Source organism: Pseudoalteromonas sp. C2R02, assembly GCF_018860845.1.
Taxonomy (GTDB): domain Bacteria; phylum Pseudomonadota; class Gammaproteobacteria; order Enterobacterales; family Alteromonadaceae; genus Pseudoalteromonas.
Genome location: NZ_JAHKQC010000040.1, coordinates 239,518 through 258,819, shown reverse-complemented (window position 1 = coordinate 258,819; position 19,302 = coordinate 239,518). Strand labels below are relative to the sequence as shown.

14 protein-coding genes are annotated in these 19,302 nt (G+C 35.5%); 4 read left to right on the top strand and 10 right to left on the bottom strand.

Annotation, left to right across the window (positions count from 1 at the left end; genetic code table 11):
- Window positions 1-189: 189 nt before the first annotated feature.
- Window positions 190-807, bottom strand: coding sequence for a LysE family translocator (locus KO527_RS19200; protein WP_216041933.1), 618 nt, complete (start codon window positions 805-807; stop codon window positions 190-192).
- 68 nt (window positions 808-875) lie between these two features.
- Window positions 876-1,619, bottom strand: a complete 744-nt coding sequence (locus KO527_RS19195) for a transporter substrate-binding domain-containing protein (protein ID WP_216041871.1) — start codon at window positions 1,617-1,619, stop codon at window positions 876-878.
- A gap of 205 nt (window positions 1,620-1,824) precedes the next feature.
- Between KO527_RS19195 and KO527_RS26460 the strand changes: the two genes are divergently transcribed.
- Window positions 1,825-4,203, top strand: coding sequence for a response regulator (locus tag KO527_RS26460; RefSeq protein ID WP_216041870.1), 2,379 nt, complete (start codon window positions 1,825-1,827; stop codon window positions 4,201-4,203).
- Complete coding sequence (locus tag KO527_RS19185) at window positions 4,196-5,425, top strand: hybrid sensor histidine kinase/response regulator (RefSeq protein WP_216041869.1); 1,230 nt, start codon at window positions 4,196-4,198, stop codon at window positions 5,423-5,425. Before KO527_RS26460 ends, KO527_RS19185 begins: the two co-directional genes overlap by 8 nt.
- Before the next feature lie 48 nt (window positions 5,426-5,473).
- Here the strand turns inward: KO527_RS19185 and KO527_RS19180 are convergent, their stop codons facing one another.
- Genes KO527_RS19180 through KO527_RS19170 form a run of 3 tightly spaced genes read right to left on the bottom strand, consistent with a single transcriptional unit; the run spans window position 5,474 to window position 8,773 of the window.
- Window positions 5,474-6,790: a hypothetical protein gene (locus KO527_RS19180; RefSeq protein WP_216041868.1), complete on the bottom strand. Its 1,317-nt coding sequence runs from the start codon at window positions 6,788-6,790 to the stop codon at window positions 5,474-5,476.
- A gap of 32 nt (window positions 6,791-6,822) precedes the next feature.
- The gene (locus KO527_RS19175; RefSeq protein WP_216041867.1) at window positions 6,823-8,007 is read right to left on the bottom strand and encodes a flagella assembly protein FlgT middle domain-containing protein; all 1,185 of its coding nucleotides are present in this window, start codon (window positions 8,005-8,007) and stop codon (window positions 6,823-6,825) included.
- Window positions 8,008-8,017: 10 nt separating this feature from the next.
- A complete protein-coding gene (locus KO527_RS19170; protein ID WP_216041866.1) occupies window positions 8,018-8,773 on the bottom strand; it encodes a flagellar basal body L-ring protein FlgH in 756 nt (251 codons plus the stop codon).
- Window positions 8,774-8,975: 202 nt separating this feature from the next.
- On the opposite strand from KO527_RS19170, the gene KO527_RS19165 reads away from it, so the two are divergent.
- Complete coding sequence (locus KO527_RS19165) at window positions 8,976-9,905, top strand: hypothetical protein (protein WP_216041865.1); 930 nt, start codon at window positions 8,976-8,978, stop codon at window positions 9,903-9,905.
- Window positions 9,906-9,987: 82 nt separating this feature from the next.
- On the opposite strand, the gene KO527_RS19160 is transcribed toward KO527_RS19165, so the two are convergent.
- From KO527_RS19160 to KO527_RS19140, 5 genes are all read right to left on the bottom strand, one after another.
- Complete coding sequence (locus KO527_RS19160) at window positions 9,988-11,862, bottom strand: DUF885 domain-containing protein (RefSeq protein ID WP_252733878.1); 1,875 nt, start codon at window positions 11,860-11,862, stop codon at window positions 9,988-9,990.
- Window positions 11,863-11,998: 136 nt separating this feature from the next.
- Window positions 11,999-15,331, bottom strand: a complete 3,333-nt coding sequence (locus tag KO527_RS19155; RefSeq protein WP_216041863.1) for an efflux RND transporter permease subunit — start codon at window positions 15,329-15,331, stop codon at window positions 11,999-12,001.
- Entirely contained in the window at window positions 15,331-16,476 is a 1,146-nt protein-coding gene (locus tag KO527_RS19150) for an efflux RND transporter periplasmic adaptor subunit (protein ID WP_216041862.1), read from the bottom strand. The genes KO527_RS19155 and KO527_RS19150 overlap by 1 nt, the downstream gene beginning before the upstream one ends.
- Window positions 16,477-16,783: 307 nt before the next feature.
- On the bottom strand, window positions 16,784-17,371 hold the full coding sequence (locus KO527_RS19145) for a TetR/AcrR family transcriptional regulator (protein WP_216041861.1): 588 nt from the start codon (window positions 17,369-17,371) through the stop codon (window positions 16,784-16,786).
- Window positions 17,372-17,557: 186 nt separating this feature from the next.
- A complete protein-coding gene (locus KO527_RS19140; RefSeq protein WP_216041860.1) occupies window positions 17,558-18,454 on the bottom strand; it encodes a LysR family transcriptional regulator ArgP in 897 nt (298 codons plus the stop codon).
- Window positions 18,455-18,560: 106 nt separating this feature from the next.
- Here KO527_RS19140 and KO527_RS19135 point away from each other — a divergent pair, with 106 nt between their 5' ends.
- A complete protein-coding gene (locus KO527_RS19135) occupies window positions 18,561-19,175 on the top strand; it encodes a LysE/ArgO family amino acid transporter (protein WP_216041859.1) in 615 nt (204 codons plus the stop codon).
- Window positions 19,176-19,302 lie beyond the last annotated feature (127 nt).

The following is a 19,302-nucleotide window of genomic DNA, read 5'->3' as shown; positions in this document are numbered from 1 at the left end:
GTTCCCGACTAAACCTAAGTACCTATATCCATATAGGCAAGGCGCTTAATTGAGCAATAGCAGGCTATTGGGATTGAAAGTACAGGTTTATAGCTCCAGACTAAACCTAAGTACCTGCATCCATGCAGGCAACGCAGCTATTGTATATTGAGACAATTTAGATTGATCACATATTTATTGGGATTGGTATTAGCCTAATGCTAACCAAATACCAACTCCTACCATTAAACTGCCAGCTATACGGTTCATCCATTTGATATTATCACCGCGGCTTAAAAATAGTCTTAAGCTTTTTCCGCCAGTGGCATAGGCCATCATACTGGTAAATTCAGTGATCATAATAACGCTAAGTAGCACGATTAACTGTGGTGCAACTTCTCGTTCTACGTTTATAAAAGGCGGCAATAAAGAAATCATAAATGCCCATCCTTTAGGATTGGCGATAGCTGTTACTAGACCTTGAGTAAATAAGGACTGTCGGCTGACATCATGTTGTTGATTCTCATCTATCGCCATCTTACCTTTTGATAACCACATATTGATGCCAATATAAGCTAAATAGGCGCCACCTAGCCATTTTAATATTTCAAAAATGTCAGGGTAATTGAGCATCACGCTAGCAACCCCTAACACAGCAGCAATGGCAACCAGCGCTACGCCAATGAGCTCTCCTATCATCATCCACATAGTACGACGCACCCCGATACTCATACCTAAGGTCATAGCAAGCGTCATGCACATGCCCGGTGTGATAGAAACAAAAAAGAAAGTCGGGATAAAAACCCCTAAGATAGCTAAATCAAACATATCGATATTAACGGTAATAAAAAAGCTATAGTAACGAATTGATATCAATGCATCTACTAGAAAAAGAATTATTGGAGTACTGGGCTTTTTAAATTGTATTTCTGTAAAAACTTTGACCAAAGCTTTTGATTTTCGGGTTGCATTAAAAGAGGGTTTATTTTTTTAAAAACCTTGCTGAAAGATTGTGGAAATAAAACCCGTCTTTCAAATTCATAATGCGGATTATACGAAATGTAAAACTTATACTTTAATTCTGGATTAACTGAGATTAAATATTGCATGGTTGAGCTGCTTACAATACCGACATCAACTCTATTTTTTTCTATGAGTTCCAATACTTGTTGATCTCCTATCGTATTAATTCGTTTAATTTTTTTTGCGTCAGTTAATTGATCTAAACCTACATATTTAAAACCAAATACACCACCTAATGATAAACCTATTAATGAATGAGGACCTTTAAAAGTAATGGGTGCCGTACTTAAAGAGACTATCTCATCTTGATCGTGCAATATGCTTTTGGTCCAGTTGTATTTTTGTTCATTTTTATCATTGAACCAGGCTGGGTTCACCCCTATTAAAACACCATTAAATTGATTTGTTTTTAAGTATTTATCTACACGCTTTTTAGGCATTAAAAAAGTTTTAAATTGGTACTCATTTTGTATCTGATTTAAGAAGTTAGAAAAATCATAATACAGACCAGTTTGTTTATTTTGGTCAATAATAAACGGGGGTTTTAAATGATAAGTATAAATATTAATAGTATGTTTTTGAGATCCGGCAACTGCTAGAAAGGGAAGTAATAACAAAAGATATTTATAGATTTTTAGCAAAATATTGATAGCTCTCAAATTGTTATGTTTCTCTATTTAAATTTTTAGTATAAACAGGTTGAAATAGCGTTTGGGTAATTGTTACCCACTCATCCTAGCAGTCAATATTTGTTTTCCGCAAGTGAATTCTTGAGTATTTTTACTACACTTTAGGGATATAAAATAGCACTGGGTAAAAATAGTGACTGATACTTTTTTATTCACAGATGAACCTGAAGAGGAAGCTCCGGATGGTGAACCTTGGCAGGTTCTAATTGTTGATGATGAACCTGACATTCATGAAATGACAAAGTTAGCTCTAAGTGGTTTGCAATATAAAGATAAAGGCATCATTTTTTTACATTGCTTTTCAGGCTTAGAGGCAAAAAAACTATTATCTGAAGTCGACAATATTGCTGTCATTTTATTAGATGTTGTTATGGAGTCTAATCATGCAGGACTTGAAGTCGCAAAGTACTTAAGAGAAGAACTTAACTTAAAACTAGTTAGAATTATTTTACGAACGGGACAGCCCGGTACTGCGCCAGAGTCCGATGTTATTCGTAATTACGATATTAACGACTATAAAAACAAAACTGAGCTCACCTATAGTAAATTACAAACCAGTATTATATCTGCTTTACGCTCTTATCATGAGTTATTAGACTCTGAAAGTATTCATTGTGGATTAGCTAAAATGAAACTTTGCATGGATGCTTTATTACCAGTCGCATCTAGTAATAAGTTTTTTGAAGTCTTAGCACTTTCATTGCCTACAGCGTTACCTCTATTAGAGCTATACCCCAAAGATAATATTGAATTTGCTATTTTAGTTGTAAATCAACATGAAGATCATTTTTTAGCACAGAGTGACAATTTTGAAGCTCATTGTTTTAGTCATTTTTCAAATTTTATTAATCAAGTTGATGAAACTCATAAAAATTTATTTATAAACGAACACTCAATTCATTATATTTTTAGTTCAAAAGAAGCTGAGAAAATTTTACTTTTGTTGAGTTATAAGGAGTTGAGTGATATTGAAGAGCAGAATATGTTAATGAGCTTCTCGCACGATATTAGCATTTTATGCAGTAATGTGTGCCTTAAAGAATCATTAGCTGTCATTAACTCTGATCTTGAATCTAAAGTATCAGAACGTACCTTTGAGTTAATGCAGGCAACTAAAAAAGCAGAACAAGCCAATTTAGCAAAAAGCCAATTTTTATCGAATATGAGCCATGAGATTCGCACTCCTATGAATGCAATTTTAGGTTTTACCCAATTAATGAAATTATCTGAAACCGTCAACTCAGATCAAGCCGATACGCTTGATAAAATAATGCGAGCAGGACAGCATTTACTTGAAATTATTAATGATATTTTAGAAATTTCAAAAATTGAAGCCGGTGCAATGACACTCAAAAAACAGCCTTTTGAATTGATTGCTTTGGTGAATGATATTAATCAAATGTTTGCTTTGAGATGTGAGCAACAAAACTTAATTTGGAATTTCGAAAACCAGTTAAAACAAGCTGAATATGTAGTTGGTGACCAAGGTAAAATACGGCAAATATTAATCAATTTATTAAGTAATGCGGTTAAGTTCACTGAAATTGGTGAAATTAAATTACAGCTGAGCCATGAGCAAGGCATTTATAAATTTGAAGTAATAGATACTGGGCCTGGCATATCAGATTCTGAGTTAAAAACACTTTTTACTATATTCACACAAGGTAAAGCAGGGGAAGATAAAGGCGGGTCAGGTTTAGGTTTAGTGATTTCTCTCAAACAAGCAAAACTAATGGGAGGCAACTTAGAAGTAGAATCAACTTTAGGAGAGGGTTCTAAGTTCACCTTTACCACTCAATTAGAGCAATCTGATGTAAAATTAATACCAGAAATGGAGCGCAAGCTTGTTAAAATTATATGTAAACCTCAAAGGCAACTTCGGGTGTTGTCTGTTGATGATAACCCAAATAATCGAGAGGTTTTAGCTAAATTATTACACTCTTGTAATATTGAAGTTGTTGAAGCATGTGATGGTAAAGAGGCTGTTGAAAAATTAAAAAACCAAGTGTTTGATATGGCTTTTATAGACTTGTTAATGCCTGTTATGCGTGGTGATGAAGCAATTGAAGTCATTCGTAAAGAGCTAAAGCTCACAAATTTAATTTGCATTGCGATATCAGCATTTAGTTTGAGCCATGAAATAAAACATTTTCACGATATTGGTTTTAATCAGTTTATTGCAAAACCCTATCATTTCTCAGAGCTTTTTAAATGCATATTACAATACTTCCCCAGTGACTTTGATTCAATTTATGAATTCCCAGAAGACGAATTATCTAATGTTACTGCAATTGATTTTAAATTAACGGATTACGCTTTAACTGAAGCATTTTTTAATGAACTCAAAACAGCCGCTGAAATAAATCGTTTATCACTCGTTAAAAACTTATTAGCTGATTTAGTAAAAGACGAACCAGATAAAAAGCCGTTAGCAGTGCATTTACTTAGTTATATTGATAATTATGATATGGATGGACTTATTAGTGCGATAAAGGAGCTAAATCATGACTGAAACGGATATTGATATATCAGGCGCTAAGATTTTAATTGTGGATGATAAAAAAGAAAATTTAGAATTATTAACTGAAATTTTAGAAGCGCAGGGCTATGATATTGCATTTGCGCAAGATGGCTTAAAAGCCCTTGAAATAGCCACTTTATTTTTACCAGATTTAATATTGTTAGATGTGATGATGCCTGGAATAGATGGTTTTGAAACCTGCCAGAGAATGAAATTAATTACTGATTTAAGAGATATTCCCGTTATTTTTGTAACTGCCAAAGCAGATATTAGCGATATCGTGGAAGGATTTAAACTTGGTGCGATAGATTATGTCACTAAACCTATTAGGCATGAAGAGATAGTGGTTCGTGTTGCAACGCATATAAAGTTACGCCGACTTTTTACCATTAGAGATGACTTGATTGGCCAATTACGAGATAAGACTATAGAGTTAAAAGAGCTTGCGACTGCTAAAGATAAAAAGCTAGAAGAGACTGAAAAAATGAGTCACTTAGGCGAGCTTGTAGGTGAGCTAACTCATGAACTTGGTACGCCTTTAGGTATAATCAACACAGCTGTAACCACAGTAATAGAAAAAAACTCAGAATTAGAAAATGATGTTAAACAACAAAAACTATCTAAATCTGCACTTGAAAAATACTTATTACTATCACGTGAAAGCTTTGATATTTCTTTATCAAATGTCAGGTATGCCAATCAGTTAGTCACAAGCTTTAAAGAGATTGTTGTTGGTGAATTCAGTGAAGCAAAAATAAAGTTTGAATTAAAACATTTTTTAGAAGATATCTTCTTTTTGATGATGCCAAAAATAAAGCGCAGCCCTCATAATATTGAAATAAATAGCCCGAGTAATATTATTTTAGATACCCAAGGCGGCGCTTTATCTCAAGTATTAATTAACTTGATTAATAATGCGCTTAATCATGCATTTAGTGATGAAGTGAGAGGTATTATTCACATTAATGTATCAATTAAATTAGATACTGTAATTATTAAAGTGAGCGATAATGGCAAAGGCATTAATGATGAAAACCAAGATAAAATATTTGATAAATATTTTTCTACAAGGATGGGGGAAGGTGGTAGTGGTTTGGGTTTGTTTATTACTCAAAAGCTAGTTGAGCAAAAACTTCATGGTGAAATTAAATACGAGCGTAATAAACCACAAGGAGCGTGTTTTTATATTTACTTACCTTATAAAAAACAATAACTGTTTAAGCGTTAAAGCTTAAACAGTTATGTGCTTTTAATCTGTATTTTATAGTTTCAGTTTTAGGTGAAAATACTTTAAATTATCCGAGAATTCATCATCCAAATTTCCTTGATAATATTCAATATAATCATCATATTTATTGGTACTTCCGCTTTTAATTATTCTAATATCTGTGGTTTTAATATCACTATCAGGCGTTACTATTTCTTCATAGCCTTCAAGTTGAACAGAAGAAGGTAGTTTTCCTTTAGTTGGACCATATAAGGTCCAAAATACTGCAGGGGCGTCAGTTGTTGCTTCAGTATCATAATCGAAACCGACTTCTATTAATGGATAGCCAGAAACTGCGCTGTAATCATAAGTACCATCAGCTGCTAACTCCGAAAAATTTTCATTATCTATGTCAGGTTCTTCTAATTCTGCAGATACAGTAAATGCATCATTAAACATAGTTGAATGTATTTGATGGTAGCTACCAAAAACAGAGTAGCGGAACATTGAATCTATAATTTCAAAGATATGATTTGAATTTGAGTGGTATCGAGATTCAGAGATATATTCATGGCTACTAAAAACAGGTAATCTCTCATCATTTACATCTACTGCTACATGAAAATGCTCACCGTCAGAGAACATTTGATTCATTTCAAAACTTGCATGCTCTAAAGGTAAGTCAGCAATATAATAATCTTCAAGTGCTGAAGCTTGCCATAATTGCTCTTCATTATCGGTAAAGTCATTTAATAAGCTTGCAGCAACACTTGTATTATTGTTTATATCTAAGCCTCTCACTGCGATTGATTGTACAGGCCATAGGTCTTCACTTTTTCTACAAACTTCAACACCAGAAAAGTAAGTTGTTTTAGGGTCTATAATTTGCCAATCATCATAACTAAAAGAGGTTGCTACAGATTTTATTTCATTAAAATATCTGTGTGCCAGCTGAATATCTTGAGTATTACACTCACAACTCGCATCATCTTGTAAGCTATCGTAAGTAGCGCTATAACTTGCTGGTGTAGTAGTTTGCACTTGATAATAACTTACAATATCTAAACCTTCAGCAGCTTCATCTTGCTGTGTTTTAGCTACAATCGTATAGTTAATTTCTTTTTGATCTGTTGTGAAGCTAACTAGGCCATCCACATTTGCAGAATATTTAGCAATTAGCTCCCAATTATCATCTTGTAAATGTACTTCATATTTATCAAAAGAAGATTCTAGCCCACATGTATTAGTTAATTTTGCTGATAAGTTAAATTGGTATTCAGCAGGTTCTGGTGTTTTATCTGAGCTAGAACTTGAGCCACACGCTTGGATAAGCAATAAAGGTACTAAAATTATTGGGGAATGCTTTAACATTTAACAGCCTTAAAATGGGGTAATGTATATATTTAAAATGATGATTTGGGGCGAACCAAATTCTGAATTAGACTACCGTCTAGCGTACTTAACCAATCACTTGTTAATACAGCCGTTTGATTATTTACTTGAATTACTTTTAGTGCTTTTGATGTATCAACTGAACTAAGCACAAACGATTTACCCTTAATACCTTGCATAAATTGTTGTTTCACCAGTTCAAATTTGTCACCTACTTTTACGCCTTGCGCTTCACCTATGTTAATGACTAATTTACCATTATCACTGTGAATAATTTGTGGCAGGCTTTGTTGGCAACTTAACTCGTCATTAATATCAATTACGGCACTATTAATTGTATGTAATACGGTGCGGCCATAATCTGAGCGCCAAAAAACACTATTATCGGTATCGACCATATGGTTTTCTTTATATTGCCAATTTGATTCTCCATGATAGCTTTTTTGGATTATCAGCTTGCCTTTAATTGCATCATATAAATATATTTGAAAGGTAAAGTTACGTCTTAATAAAACATCATCAATTAACAGTTGATCTTTTACTTGTTCAAATAAGCTGATATCTCTGATAGCGCCAAATAAAATAAACTGGCTATCGTGCTCTGTTGCCAAATAGCTGCCGACATCTTTTAAATATCGTGTATTAATAGTGCCAAGTGAGCCATCAGGCATAAATGCTTTATTAAGTAGTGAGCTGACATAAACACTTTCTTGTGTATTAAGCTGCATTTCAAAGCGTCGACTTGCTTGAATACCAATATCGAAAATCGCACCTTGAACTGCTTGATTAGGTTTTAACAGGGGAAACTGAGTCAATAAAAGTGACTTTGCGTAAGGATCGTTTTGACAGCCAAATATGGGTTTGATATCGACATTTACAATAATAGAGAGAATATCGTTGTTAATCGATTCGCTTAATATTTTGACGCGTCGAATATTTCCTTCGCTTCGCAGCACAGTTTTACTACTTTCTAATAAACCATCTAAAACAATATCTTCAACTTGAATGTAGCTATTACTTTGCATAGCAGCATTAGCGATGGCATGTTTTATTGTTTCTGTTCGTATGGTTTCAAAGTTAAAAGTGCCTATAGATTGCTGGGCACTTCCTTGATACCAAGTTGCAAAACTTTGATTGCTAAATAGTACTAAAAATACAATTGCGCTTTTAAGTATTGATCTGAGTGAAAAGATCATAAAGTCCCTATTAATCAAGAATGCTAAAAATTTTACCAATTAATGAAGGGTTTTGATTATCTTGCATTTCGCCTACACCACTATATTCAATGTGGGCATTACCAACTTTTACAGAGCTGATAGTATTATGTAAGCTAATATCGGTTGATCTGATTTCACCTGAAAAACGAATGAACTCTTCACCTGTATTTAGTGTGATCCACTTTTCACCTGCAACCAATAAGTTACCATTTTTACGTACTTCAGTGACATAAACAGTAATATCACCTTTTAAAGAGTTTTTCTGTTTTGCCTTTGCTTCGCTGTTAAAGTCTTTTGTTTGTTCATAATCCGCATTTAAATCATTCTCACCTAGGCCAATAGGACCGATATTGAGCGCAACGGGTTTTAATTCAAAGCTGCCTTTTTTATCTGATTTATAATTGATTGATTTATCGGCTGAAGTGCTTTCTTCTACCTGAACTAATACCATATCACCAACGCGATATTGGCTACTTGCTTGATAAATATCGACAGCGTTATAAGGATTAAATAATGAACCTGAAGGCATTTGAACTGTTTCTACAGATGCATTTCTTACCGGGCTAAACCTAGGGTCGCCAGGTTCAATATCTTTATCTTTTTTACTTTCTTTATAAACAGGTCGTTGACTGACTTTTGGGTGAGTAGGCGCATTGGCTACAACTTCTTCATCTATAGGAGCTGTAGTGCTACAGGCCGTTAAAAAAAAGCTTAAAATTAATAATGTGAAATTTATAGGACGCATACTATTTTTATATCTAATAAATTAATTGGTCATTATTTTGCCAGTGATAGGTAATAACTACTGTAAAAGATCGTAAAATGTAACGGGCGAAGTATGAATTAATTGTAGTAACTTGTTATCGGTGTAACTGTTTGTAATCCCGCTTGAATTAGTCAAAATTTAATCAGAAAATAGAATTAATATTGTATAAAGTATCAAAGTTATGGCTATTTCAGAATCTAATTTAAGTTCGACGTCACAATTGTTAACAAGCAACATAAATAAAAGTCACTCAGCGAATGCTAGGCAGCAAGCTTCTGGTAGTCAGTCAGGCTCAAGTGATACTTTTACATCTGTTCTTAACGCTCAGCAACTCACTGGGAAAAATGCCCATCCAGTAGCCGCTACCAATAGTGTTAATAATATTTCAAACCCTCAACAAAGTTTGTTTTCTTCACTCGGTCTTGCTGGCGGCGAAAGTGGTGGGGATATGCTAGAGAAACTGACAAGTGATTCATCTATAGAAGCTTTACAAGCGACCTTATTAACTGCATTACAAATGAGTTTATTGTCACCTAAACCGACACCACAAAGTAACGCAACGAATGGTGCTGGTACTGGAACTAATGGCACCCATGTTCATAATGGCAGTCATACCCATTCACATGTAAATGAATCACATACACATGATAATACTGTCACAGCATGTAATGTTAATATTCCAGTTAACTCAGACGCTAAAAGTTTAGAGAGACTGACATTTGGAGATAATGGCCTAGAGTTAAACGATGGTTTTGACATTATTAATGTTTTAAATCATATACCCGGTGTGTCAGCCGTATATCAAGAAGCGTCAGGACAAGAGCAAGTCAGTGCTTTATCAAAATTAGCGGGTGGCTTTTTATATGGCGGCGCGTTAGGTATGGCATTTGCGGGTTTAGATTTAGCTGTGGATAGTTATTCTGGCTCATCGATAAATGAAAAGATCGCAAATTTTGAATATTCTAAAATGTTTGATTTTACCGAAGACAAAATGATTGAAGATAAAGTGGCTCAAGACGCAGCAGCTAAAAGCAGCGTACCAAAAGATGTAGATGTTGTAGCACAGGCTCCTGCTCCTAAAGTAAGCCAGCCGTTAAGCCCATTCCGCTAAAAATTTATATTACTTTATAAATGATAAAGGCTTGAAATGAAAGTTCATAACAAGCCTTTTTTATATTACTTTAATAATGAGTTTACTTAACTTGTGCAACCCAACGTTTTACATCAGCTTCAAGTATAGTTAGTGGGCGAGCGCCTGGTAACAATACTAAATCATGAAATGCTTTGATATCGAATTTATCACCTAGTTGTAATTTCGCTTCATCTCTTAATTCTAATATTTTAAGCATACCGAGTTTGTAGCCTAATGCTTGACCTGGCCATGCCATATAGCGGTCAATTGCACTTTCTACATCGCTCATCGCAGTACCTGTGGCATTATGGAAATATTCAATCGCTTGCTCACGTGTCCAGCGTTTATGATGCAAACCAGTATCTACAACTAAACGACCTGCACGGTATACTTCAGCTTGTAAGCGACCTAAGTTTCCCCAAGGATCATTGTCATACATGCCCATTTCATAAGCAACTTGCTCTGAATATAGTGCCCAACCTTCTACATAAGCATTAAACTGACCATTTTGACGCATAATGCCAATATCAGTTTGTTCCATGTTTAATGATATTTGAAAATGGTGACCTGGTACGGCTTCATGGTAAGTTAAGCTTTTTAAACTAAATTTAGGTTGTGCTTTCATATCTTTTAGATTGATAGCAAATACACCAGGGCGAGAGCCATCAAGTGCTGGAGGCATGTAAAAACCGCCAGCGGCACCATCTTGAGATACCACAGGAATACGTTGTACTAATACTTCAAATTTAGGAATCGTACTAAATAGGCTAGGGGCTTTAACCATAATATTGTCGATTTCAGTATTTAAATCGGCTAATAACTTAGCACGACCTTCATCTGAATCTTCATAGATAAACTCAGGCATATTGCCAAGTTTAGCCATACGTTCACCGATAGTGCCTTCACTCATGCCTTGTGCTTTTAAAATCGCATCCATTTCTTTTGAAATACGTGCCACTTCAGCTAAGCCAATATCATGGATTTTATCTGGGCTTAAAGTTGAATCTGCTAAATATAAAATTTCATGTTTATAAAACTCAGCGCCATTTGGTTGTGCCCAAATACCATCTTCTGTTGGCGCTTTGGCTTCAAGCTTAACCATAGTCTGTTTAATATCAGCAAAGGCAGGGTAAAGCTTTTCACCAATAATGCTGATAGCTGTATTTATAAAACCTTGTTTTTGTTGCTCTGTTAGGGTTTTCACTGAGTTCATTTTAGCTGATAAGCTAGTCACTAAAGCGTGCTCACCTGCAGGCATTGCAGTGTAATTTGTTAAATAGCCTAAAGTATTTGGAAATAACGCTTTAGGTAAAATAATACCATTATCAGCGTCAGCTAAAACTTTATTTTTAACTGCCCCAACTAAATCAACTAATCCGGCAAGACGTATTAAATAATCTTCAATATCTTTTACTGATTCAATACTATGTTGATCTTTTAACAGGTTCGGGATATCAATTAAAGGGCCTGCAATTTGACTTACGATATAAGGTAAGTGGCCGCCCCAAGTATCAACATATCCGCCTTTAAAGTTTTCATCGCCTAAGTAATATTGCGCAATCACTTGGTTTACTTCTAAATGCAATCTATCAGCATCACTTAAAGATGCGAGATCATAAGCATTTAGTGCATTTAAAGAATTTTTCATTGTTGACTGTAATTGAGTCATGCCTTTAGCTGAATAATCAGGCCATTTGTTTTGATAGTTACCAGCAATTTCATTCGGTAATTTTAATGATGTTGCCAAGCCTGGCTGTAAGGTCATAAAGTCTTGGGTATAAGTATTGATAGTTTTATCAATTTGAGCGCGAGTAATAGGTGCTTTTTCTTCGACTTGTATTTGATTTGTTTTTTGATTTGTCGGCTTATCACAGGCAACTAATGTTGTTGCGATAGCTAAAGCGAGCAAGCTTTTTTTTAGTAATGAGTGTTGCATTTGCATTCCAACCTTTAAAGATGAAGTAAGATTGTATACAACTTTATATATAAATTCAGTCTAAAATAAAAATCCCAGCATAAGCTGGGATTTTGTCAGTCATCAAATGATATCCATATCATGCAAAGTTTTTACACTATGCGGCTTCCTTTAACTGCGGATCATCAAGTTTGCGGTCTTGATAATCTTTCTCAGTTATCATAAAGCTTAATATGATAGGCACTAGAATTAAAGTAAATACGGTTGAGACAACTAAGCCACCAACAACTACGGCACCTAAACCTCGGTAAAGCTCACTACCGGCACCAGGCATCAGAACTAGAGGTAACATGCCGCCTACAGAGGTTAAAGTCGACATCATAATAGGGCGAACTCGGCTCTCAACAGACTGCTTTATTGCCAGACGTGGGCTGATTGTTTTTTGTTTCAAAATATTTAAAGTTTGATGAACAATCAAAATAGCGTTATTTACCACAACACCCGCAAGTATCACAAAACCTAAAATAGTCAGTACATCTAAGTTTTGAATTGGTGTATATCTATCCATAACACTAGCCCAATGCACACCAGAAAGACCCATAAAGCCGCCTAATGTTGCCAGTGGTACTGTTACTAATATCACTAATGGGTATTTCCAGTTTTGGAATAATACGACCATAACGAGATAGATAACCAACATAGCTAAGAAAAAGCTAGAACCTAACATGCCAGTAAAAGTACCATCACCTAATAACGCGGCTTTAATATCATTTAATTTACCCGCGCTACCAGCAAGATTAACTTCAACTAAAGGCGAGATTGCGCCTTGTGTTCTTAGCTCTTCAACCATGCTATTGATAGAAGCAATTGCTTGCTCTAGCGGCATGCCAGCTGGTGGCGTAAACTGCAAAGTAACAGCACGTTGACGCGCAACATGTTTGATTTGATCTGCACTTTGACTGCGCTCTAATACAGCTAAAGATTGTAAATCAACTACTTGCCCTTCAGGTGTGGCTAAAGGCGTTTGCAACAACTCATCAATCGGAAAATCAGTTTGCTGTGCATTGCTCACAATTTTAATATCTTTTAGCTCACCGCCAATTTCAAAGCCATTCATTAAAATAATGCCATCGCCATTTGCTTGTACTGCTAAGCCTAAATCACGACGCGACATATTTAATTCAGCTAATCTTTCATCAATTGGTTTGATTGCAAGCTCAGGTGTTGGTAATAAAAAGTTAGCAGGTTCTGGTAAAGTGGCATAAGGGCCATAATTACCAATTAACTTAAATAGTAACGCCATGGCACCTTGAGTGATTTGTGGTAAATCATCACCTACCAAGTCAATTTGAATCGCTGAACCTGTTGTGCCACCTGTATTAAATAGTGGGAATTGGAAAGCAAAACCGATTACATCTGGTGCATTTACGCCCATTAATGTTTGATTTAATAAATCAACGGCATCAACTGTTTCTTTAGCATTCATAGGGATCATGCCATGTAATACCTGACCACCCATAGCGACTAAAAAGTAATGATCGATTTTAGGCGCTTTAATGACAGAGCCATCCATTAAATGTACATCAGGACGGTTATCGACAGTTGATAAAGGGCCGTTACGTAAATTAGCTTCAGCTGAAAATCTATCACCAGATATCTCCCAAGCAGGGCGAAGTTTCTCTTCGATACGATCACCAATTTCTGATATTTGATCTAAGTTATAGCCAGGTGGTGGCACCATAAAGCCAAAAGCAAAGTTACGGTTACCTTTAGGTAAATAATCCATAGGTGGAATTAATATGGCGATACCCACTAAGGTAACTACTGCAAAGCTGCCAATAACAGTTAATCGTTTTTTAGTGCTGCCAGAAATTTTATAAACAAAGTCACCAATTTGCGATGGTACTTTTTGCGCTTTTGCAGATAGTTTATTTAAAATCGGATTATTAATTTGAACTTGTTTGCTCTCAGAGCGCGCTCTTAATAAGTGCGCACCGGCAACGGGTATTACTAATACTGAAACAATAAAGCTGATAGAAACCGCAGCCATAATCGCTAAAGAGATATCTCTAAATAGCTGACCTGCACTATCTTGGATTGTTAAAATTGGAATGAATACTACAAGCGTTGTTAAAGTTGATGCAAATACAGCACCGGCTACTTCTTGCGTACCTTCAACGCTAGCTTTTAATGGTTTTTTACCCATTTCTAAATGACGGAATATATTTTCGATTACTACAATTGCATTATCAACGACCATACCAACAGCAAAGGCCATGCCCGCCAGTGATACGATATTAATAGAGCGACCTAAAGCCACTAAAACAACAATAGAACCCACCATAGAAATAGGTATTGCGATAGCAATTACGCCGATAGTTCTTAATGATCTTAAGAATAATAATAAGGTTAATACAGCAAGTAATCCGCCTATTAATATATTGCTTTGTACTAATGAAATCGCATTTTCAACATAACTTGACGAATCCCAAGTCAGTACCATTTCAAATGTACCTGTTAAACCCAGTTTTTTAGCGTGTTGTTCTAATAAACCACCAGGCGCATTTAGCTCAGCAAACTCAGCTTTTAGCTTATTCATGGTATCCAGTAGATTGGCACCATTAGCAAGTTGGAAATTGAAAAATGGCATTTGCACGCCACGTGCACGTACCCAGTCAGTCATTTCTTTGTAAGTTTCTACAACCTCGGCAACATCTTTTAAATAAACAGGGCCATTAACATCACGGCGAATAACTGTATTGGCAACAGTTTGTGCATCGCTAAAACGACCCATAGCACGTACTCGAATATCATTTTTACCGTCAGGTAATTTACCACCAGAATAATTACTATTAGTTAGCTGTATTGCATCAACAAGTTCACTATAACTGATGCCATAGTTAGCTAATCGAGTAGAATCAAAACGTATTTGTAATTCACGTTCACGGGCACCTAAAATACCTACTTTTGATACACCTTCAATATTCTCTAATCTAGGACGTAAACGACGCTCCATAAAGTCATATAAAGTTGTATTATCAAATGTTGGATCTGTTGCTGCCAAACCAACCCAAGCAATATAATCAACCGACATAGGATCTATGCCCTCAACGGTTGGTTCGCTTACACCGTTAGGATAGGCAGGAACTTCATTTAGCTTTTGCACTACTTCAGCTTGCGCTTGTGCGATATCAGTGCCTGTTTCAAACTCTAAACGTAACTGGGCAGCTGATGTTTGACTAATACTAGTCATTGAAATTAGACCGGTCACATCGCTAAGTACTTTTTCTTGTTCAGCAACCACATCGGATTCAATCTCTTCAGGTGAAGCGTTTTCCCAGAATGTGCGAACACTTACAACAACAGAGTCAACAGTAGGTGTCATTTGTACTGGTACTTGATTAAACGCTAAGATCCCCGCCATGATAGAAAGTAAAACACCTACAATGACGCTAATGGGCTGCTTTACAGCCGTTTCAACAATTTTCATTATAATGCCTTTGTATTTGTTTCATCAGCAACAGCCATAACAGGACCAGGCATTAATCTTTCGTTACCTTCAGTGATTACCTTGTCATCTGCTTTTAGCATCGGGCTCAATACAGCTGCGATATTGCCTTGATGAAATACAACAGATACAGGAATTGCTTCAGCCATTTGTTTTTCATCTTTTTGATTTACTTTATAAACTAAAGTACTTGTACCACGTTGTACTATTGCATCTTTTGGTACTGTTAAGTATTGCGTTTTAGCGCCCTCAGGTAACCAAGCCTCTACTGACATACCAGGCATTAAACCTTGAGACTCAACTTGGCTAACAACTTTGAATGTACGGGCTCTGGCATCTACATTACGTAAGACTTTAATGTTAAAACCACTTAGCATTTTATCGCCTACACTGAGACCTACTTTAGTTGGAATTGATGTCATGGTATGAGCAAAACGCTCAGGCACATCTAACCAAGCCTCTAACTTTCCTTGAGAAGTCAAAGTAAGTGCATTATCCCCTGCGCCTAACCATTGACCAGGTTCCGCGAATCTTTGGGTAATTTGTCCATTAAAAGGGGCTTTAATTGCCATATCATCTAAGCGTACTTCAGCAATATTTAATTGTGCTTGTAATGCCTTAATAGCTTCATGGGCAGCAATCACATTGGCTTGACCAGATAAAGCGGCAGTTTTACTTTGGCGAAGCCTTTGTTCTGAAATCGCATTTTTATTTGCAGAATGTTTGTAAGCAATATAATCGTCTTCAGCTAAATCAAACTCAGCTTGCGCTAAAGCATGCTTTGCTTGTGCAAGTGCTAATTCGGCCTCTAATCGTGACTTTTCAGCTAACATTTTACGGTTATCTATTTGCAACAATACTTGACCAAGTTTTACTGAGTCGCCTTCATTTACAAAAACTTTTATCACAACACCCGCTTCTGCAGATGCAATATGAGTTTGTGTTAATGCTTTTAAAGTACCGGTTACACGTTTATGTGATTGTAAGTCTTGCAGTGCAACACTAGAAAAACGTACAACTTGATTGGCTGACACGTTATATGAGAAAAAGAGTGAAGCAACACTCATAATTAAAAGAATACTTAAAATAGATTCTTTTAATAAATTTGAAAATGAATTTTGGCGCATATCATCCCCCGACAATATTGTTGTTGAATATTTGTAAATTATTAGACCAGTCGTCTAGGTGTGTATTTTTGATTATTTTACGATCAGATGCAAGTTCGAATTTATGTTTTTTTTATTCTATTTTAAATTTTCAGTTATATAAGGGGTTTGATTAATAAATTTTGCAACGGGATGTTTCTAAAATGGGTTTTTATGCGTGTGTGAAATGTATATTGATTGCAGTCTATTGGGATTGCTTTAGTTTAAGGCATAAAAAAGCGCGACTGAAGTCACGCCTACGATGTTTTTGTATTTTGAGATCTTAGCTTTAAGGCTTAATCAGTAAGTTTTGGAAAACAATTTCTACAAAGTCATTATATGGCTGAGCGCTATTCTCAACTTGCATTTGTATTGATGCGCCGTGGCTAGCACTAAATAAGAATCCAGCCATTTTTTGCGGGTGAATATTATCAGCTAATTCATTTTCAGCTTGTGCTTGCGTGATAACTTGAGCCATTTGGGCATTCATCGAATCTTGCGAGCACTTTAAGGCACCACGCATGGTTTCGCTTAATTTAGATTGCTCAAGTGCTAATTTTGGAATTAAACATTGGCAATCAATGCCTTCCTCATCATGATATTGTTGAATACGGGCAAAAAAGTTTTTAATTCTGGTTAATGGAGTGAATTTTCTATCGCGGAAAATATCACGCATAAATTCACTATTTTCATCTGAAGCACGTTCTATAAGTGCCATACCAAAGTCTTCCTTAGACTTAAAGTAATGATAGAAAGACCCTTTAGGTACGCCTGCTGTATCGAGTATTTCTTTAAGGCCACATCCGTTATAGCTCTTTTCAATTATCAGAGAATGGCCAGCCGCCAAGATCATCTCTTTGGTATCTTGTTTAATCATTTTAACTGTCTCGGATTGGGTTATTTAAGTTTATCCGTTGAATATTATTGGACCAGTCGTCTCTAAAGTCAATTAAAACTCAAGTTAAATTGCTCTTGAGCTGTATTGCTGGATTAGATTCTAGGGGTCTCTAAAGTCAATTAAAACTTAATTATGAGACAATAATTAATTTTCAAAAAAGTAACTTTATGCGTTTAAAATACTTTTTCCTGTTGAAATAATTGTTTCAGATATTTGTTTATAAACACCTTTTACTAAAGCCCACCTATGCCAATATAAGGTTTGTGTGAGTGTTATACTCGGTAAAATATTAATGATTTCACCAGAGGCAAGCTCATTTTTTATTTGTAATTGTGGGATCAAAGAGTAAGCTGCCCCTTGTTTTACTAATTCGACAAAAGCTTCTGATGAGCGCACTGTATGACATGGATAACTGCCACCTTTTAAGCCAAAGTGTTGTTCAATGAATTTAATATGCATATCGTCTTTCTGATCAAAAGCGGCACCTGGCGCATATTTTAAGCTTTGTTGATTAATGCCATTGGCAAAATATCTTTGTTTGAATTCAGGTGAAGCAACTAAGATATACTCCATAGTCCCCAGTTGCGTTACTTCACAGCCTGATACCGCTTTATCAATTAAGCTGATTGCACCAAATACTTCGCCATCTTTTAATTTATCTAATGTACGGGATTCATCGGCAACAATTAAATTAAGCTCAATTGGGTGTTGGTTTATTAAAGGCGTTAATGCAGCAATCAACCAAGTCGCTAAGCTATCGGCATTGGTTGCTAAATTAACTGTTAAAGTGGATTCCGGTTGGTCTAATAAAATTTTCGGTAATAGTTCAGCCTCAAGTTGTTGTACTTGATGATAATGGCTTAATAATTTTTTACCTAGTTCAGTTGCGACAATAGGTTGGGCACGTATTAAAACAGGGTGGGCAACGAGTTGCTCTAATTGTTTGATTCTTTGTGAAACCGCTGGTTGTGTTATACATAAAACATCAGCTGCTTTTTCAAAACTTTGCTGTTTAATCACAACACTTAAAGCGTGCAATAATTTATAATCTAGCTGATTCATGTCACCTCAATATAAGTAAAACTTATCAAGTATAAAAACTATTAATTTTATTTATTTTAATTTAAGTATTAAATTTACTCCATCAATTTTCAATGAGCAGTAGTAAATGGCTATTTCAGCAATGTTTCAAGGTTTGGTTTTAGGCGCTAGCATGATCATTCCGATAGGCGCACAGAATTCTCATATATTAGGACAGGGCATTAAGCGTAATCACCATATCTTAGCTGCAACAATTTGCATGGTGTGTGATGTATTATTAATTGGCTTAGGAGTATTTGGTGGAGGACAATTGATAGCCAGTAGTGAATGGCTATTATTAGCTATCACTTGGGGGGGCATTTCATTTTTATTAATTTATGGTTCAATGTCTTTTAAAACTGCTTGGCAAAATAAATATCAAGGTTTTGGCAGTCAAAAGGGTATTAAAACCAAAGCAGCTGTTGTTGGCACTACCTTTGCGGTGACTTTATTAAATCCACATGTTTATTTAGATACGGTTATGATTTTAGGCAGTGTAGGCGGGCAGTTTGATGGTAATGAGAAAATCGCTTTTGCAGTAGGTACTATGTTAGCGTCTATCTTATGGTTTTATAGTTTAGCAACTAGCGCTTCAAAAATGGCTCCTTGGTTAGCACAACCTAAAGTGCAAAGAGTGATAGATATCTTAGTTGGTAGCATAATGTGGTTAGTGGCTTATTCTTTATTTAATCATCAATTTTAAGACTGACTTCAAATGGTTTTAATATATCGACCTAAATACTTTCAATTTCGGGGTAACCATCAATTTTAAGACTTTGCATACTAATGTGCTTTGCCTTATCTGATAATAAAAAAATGATTGAGTTTGA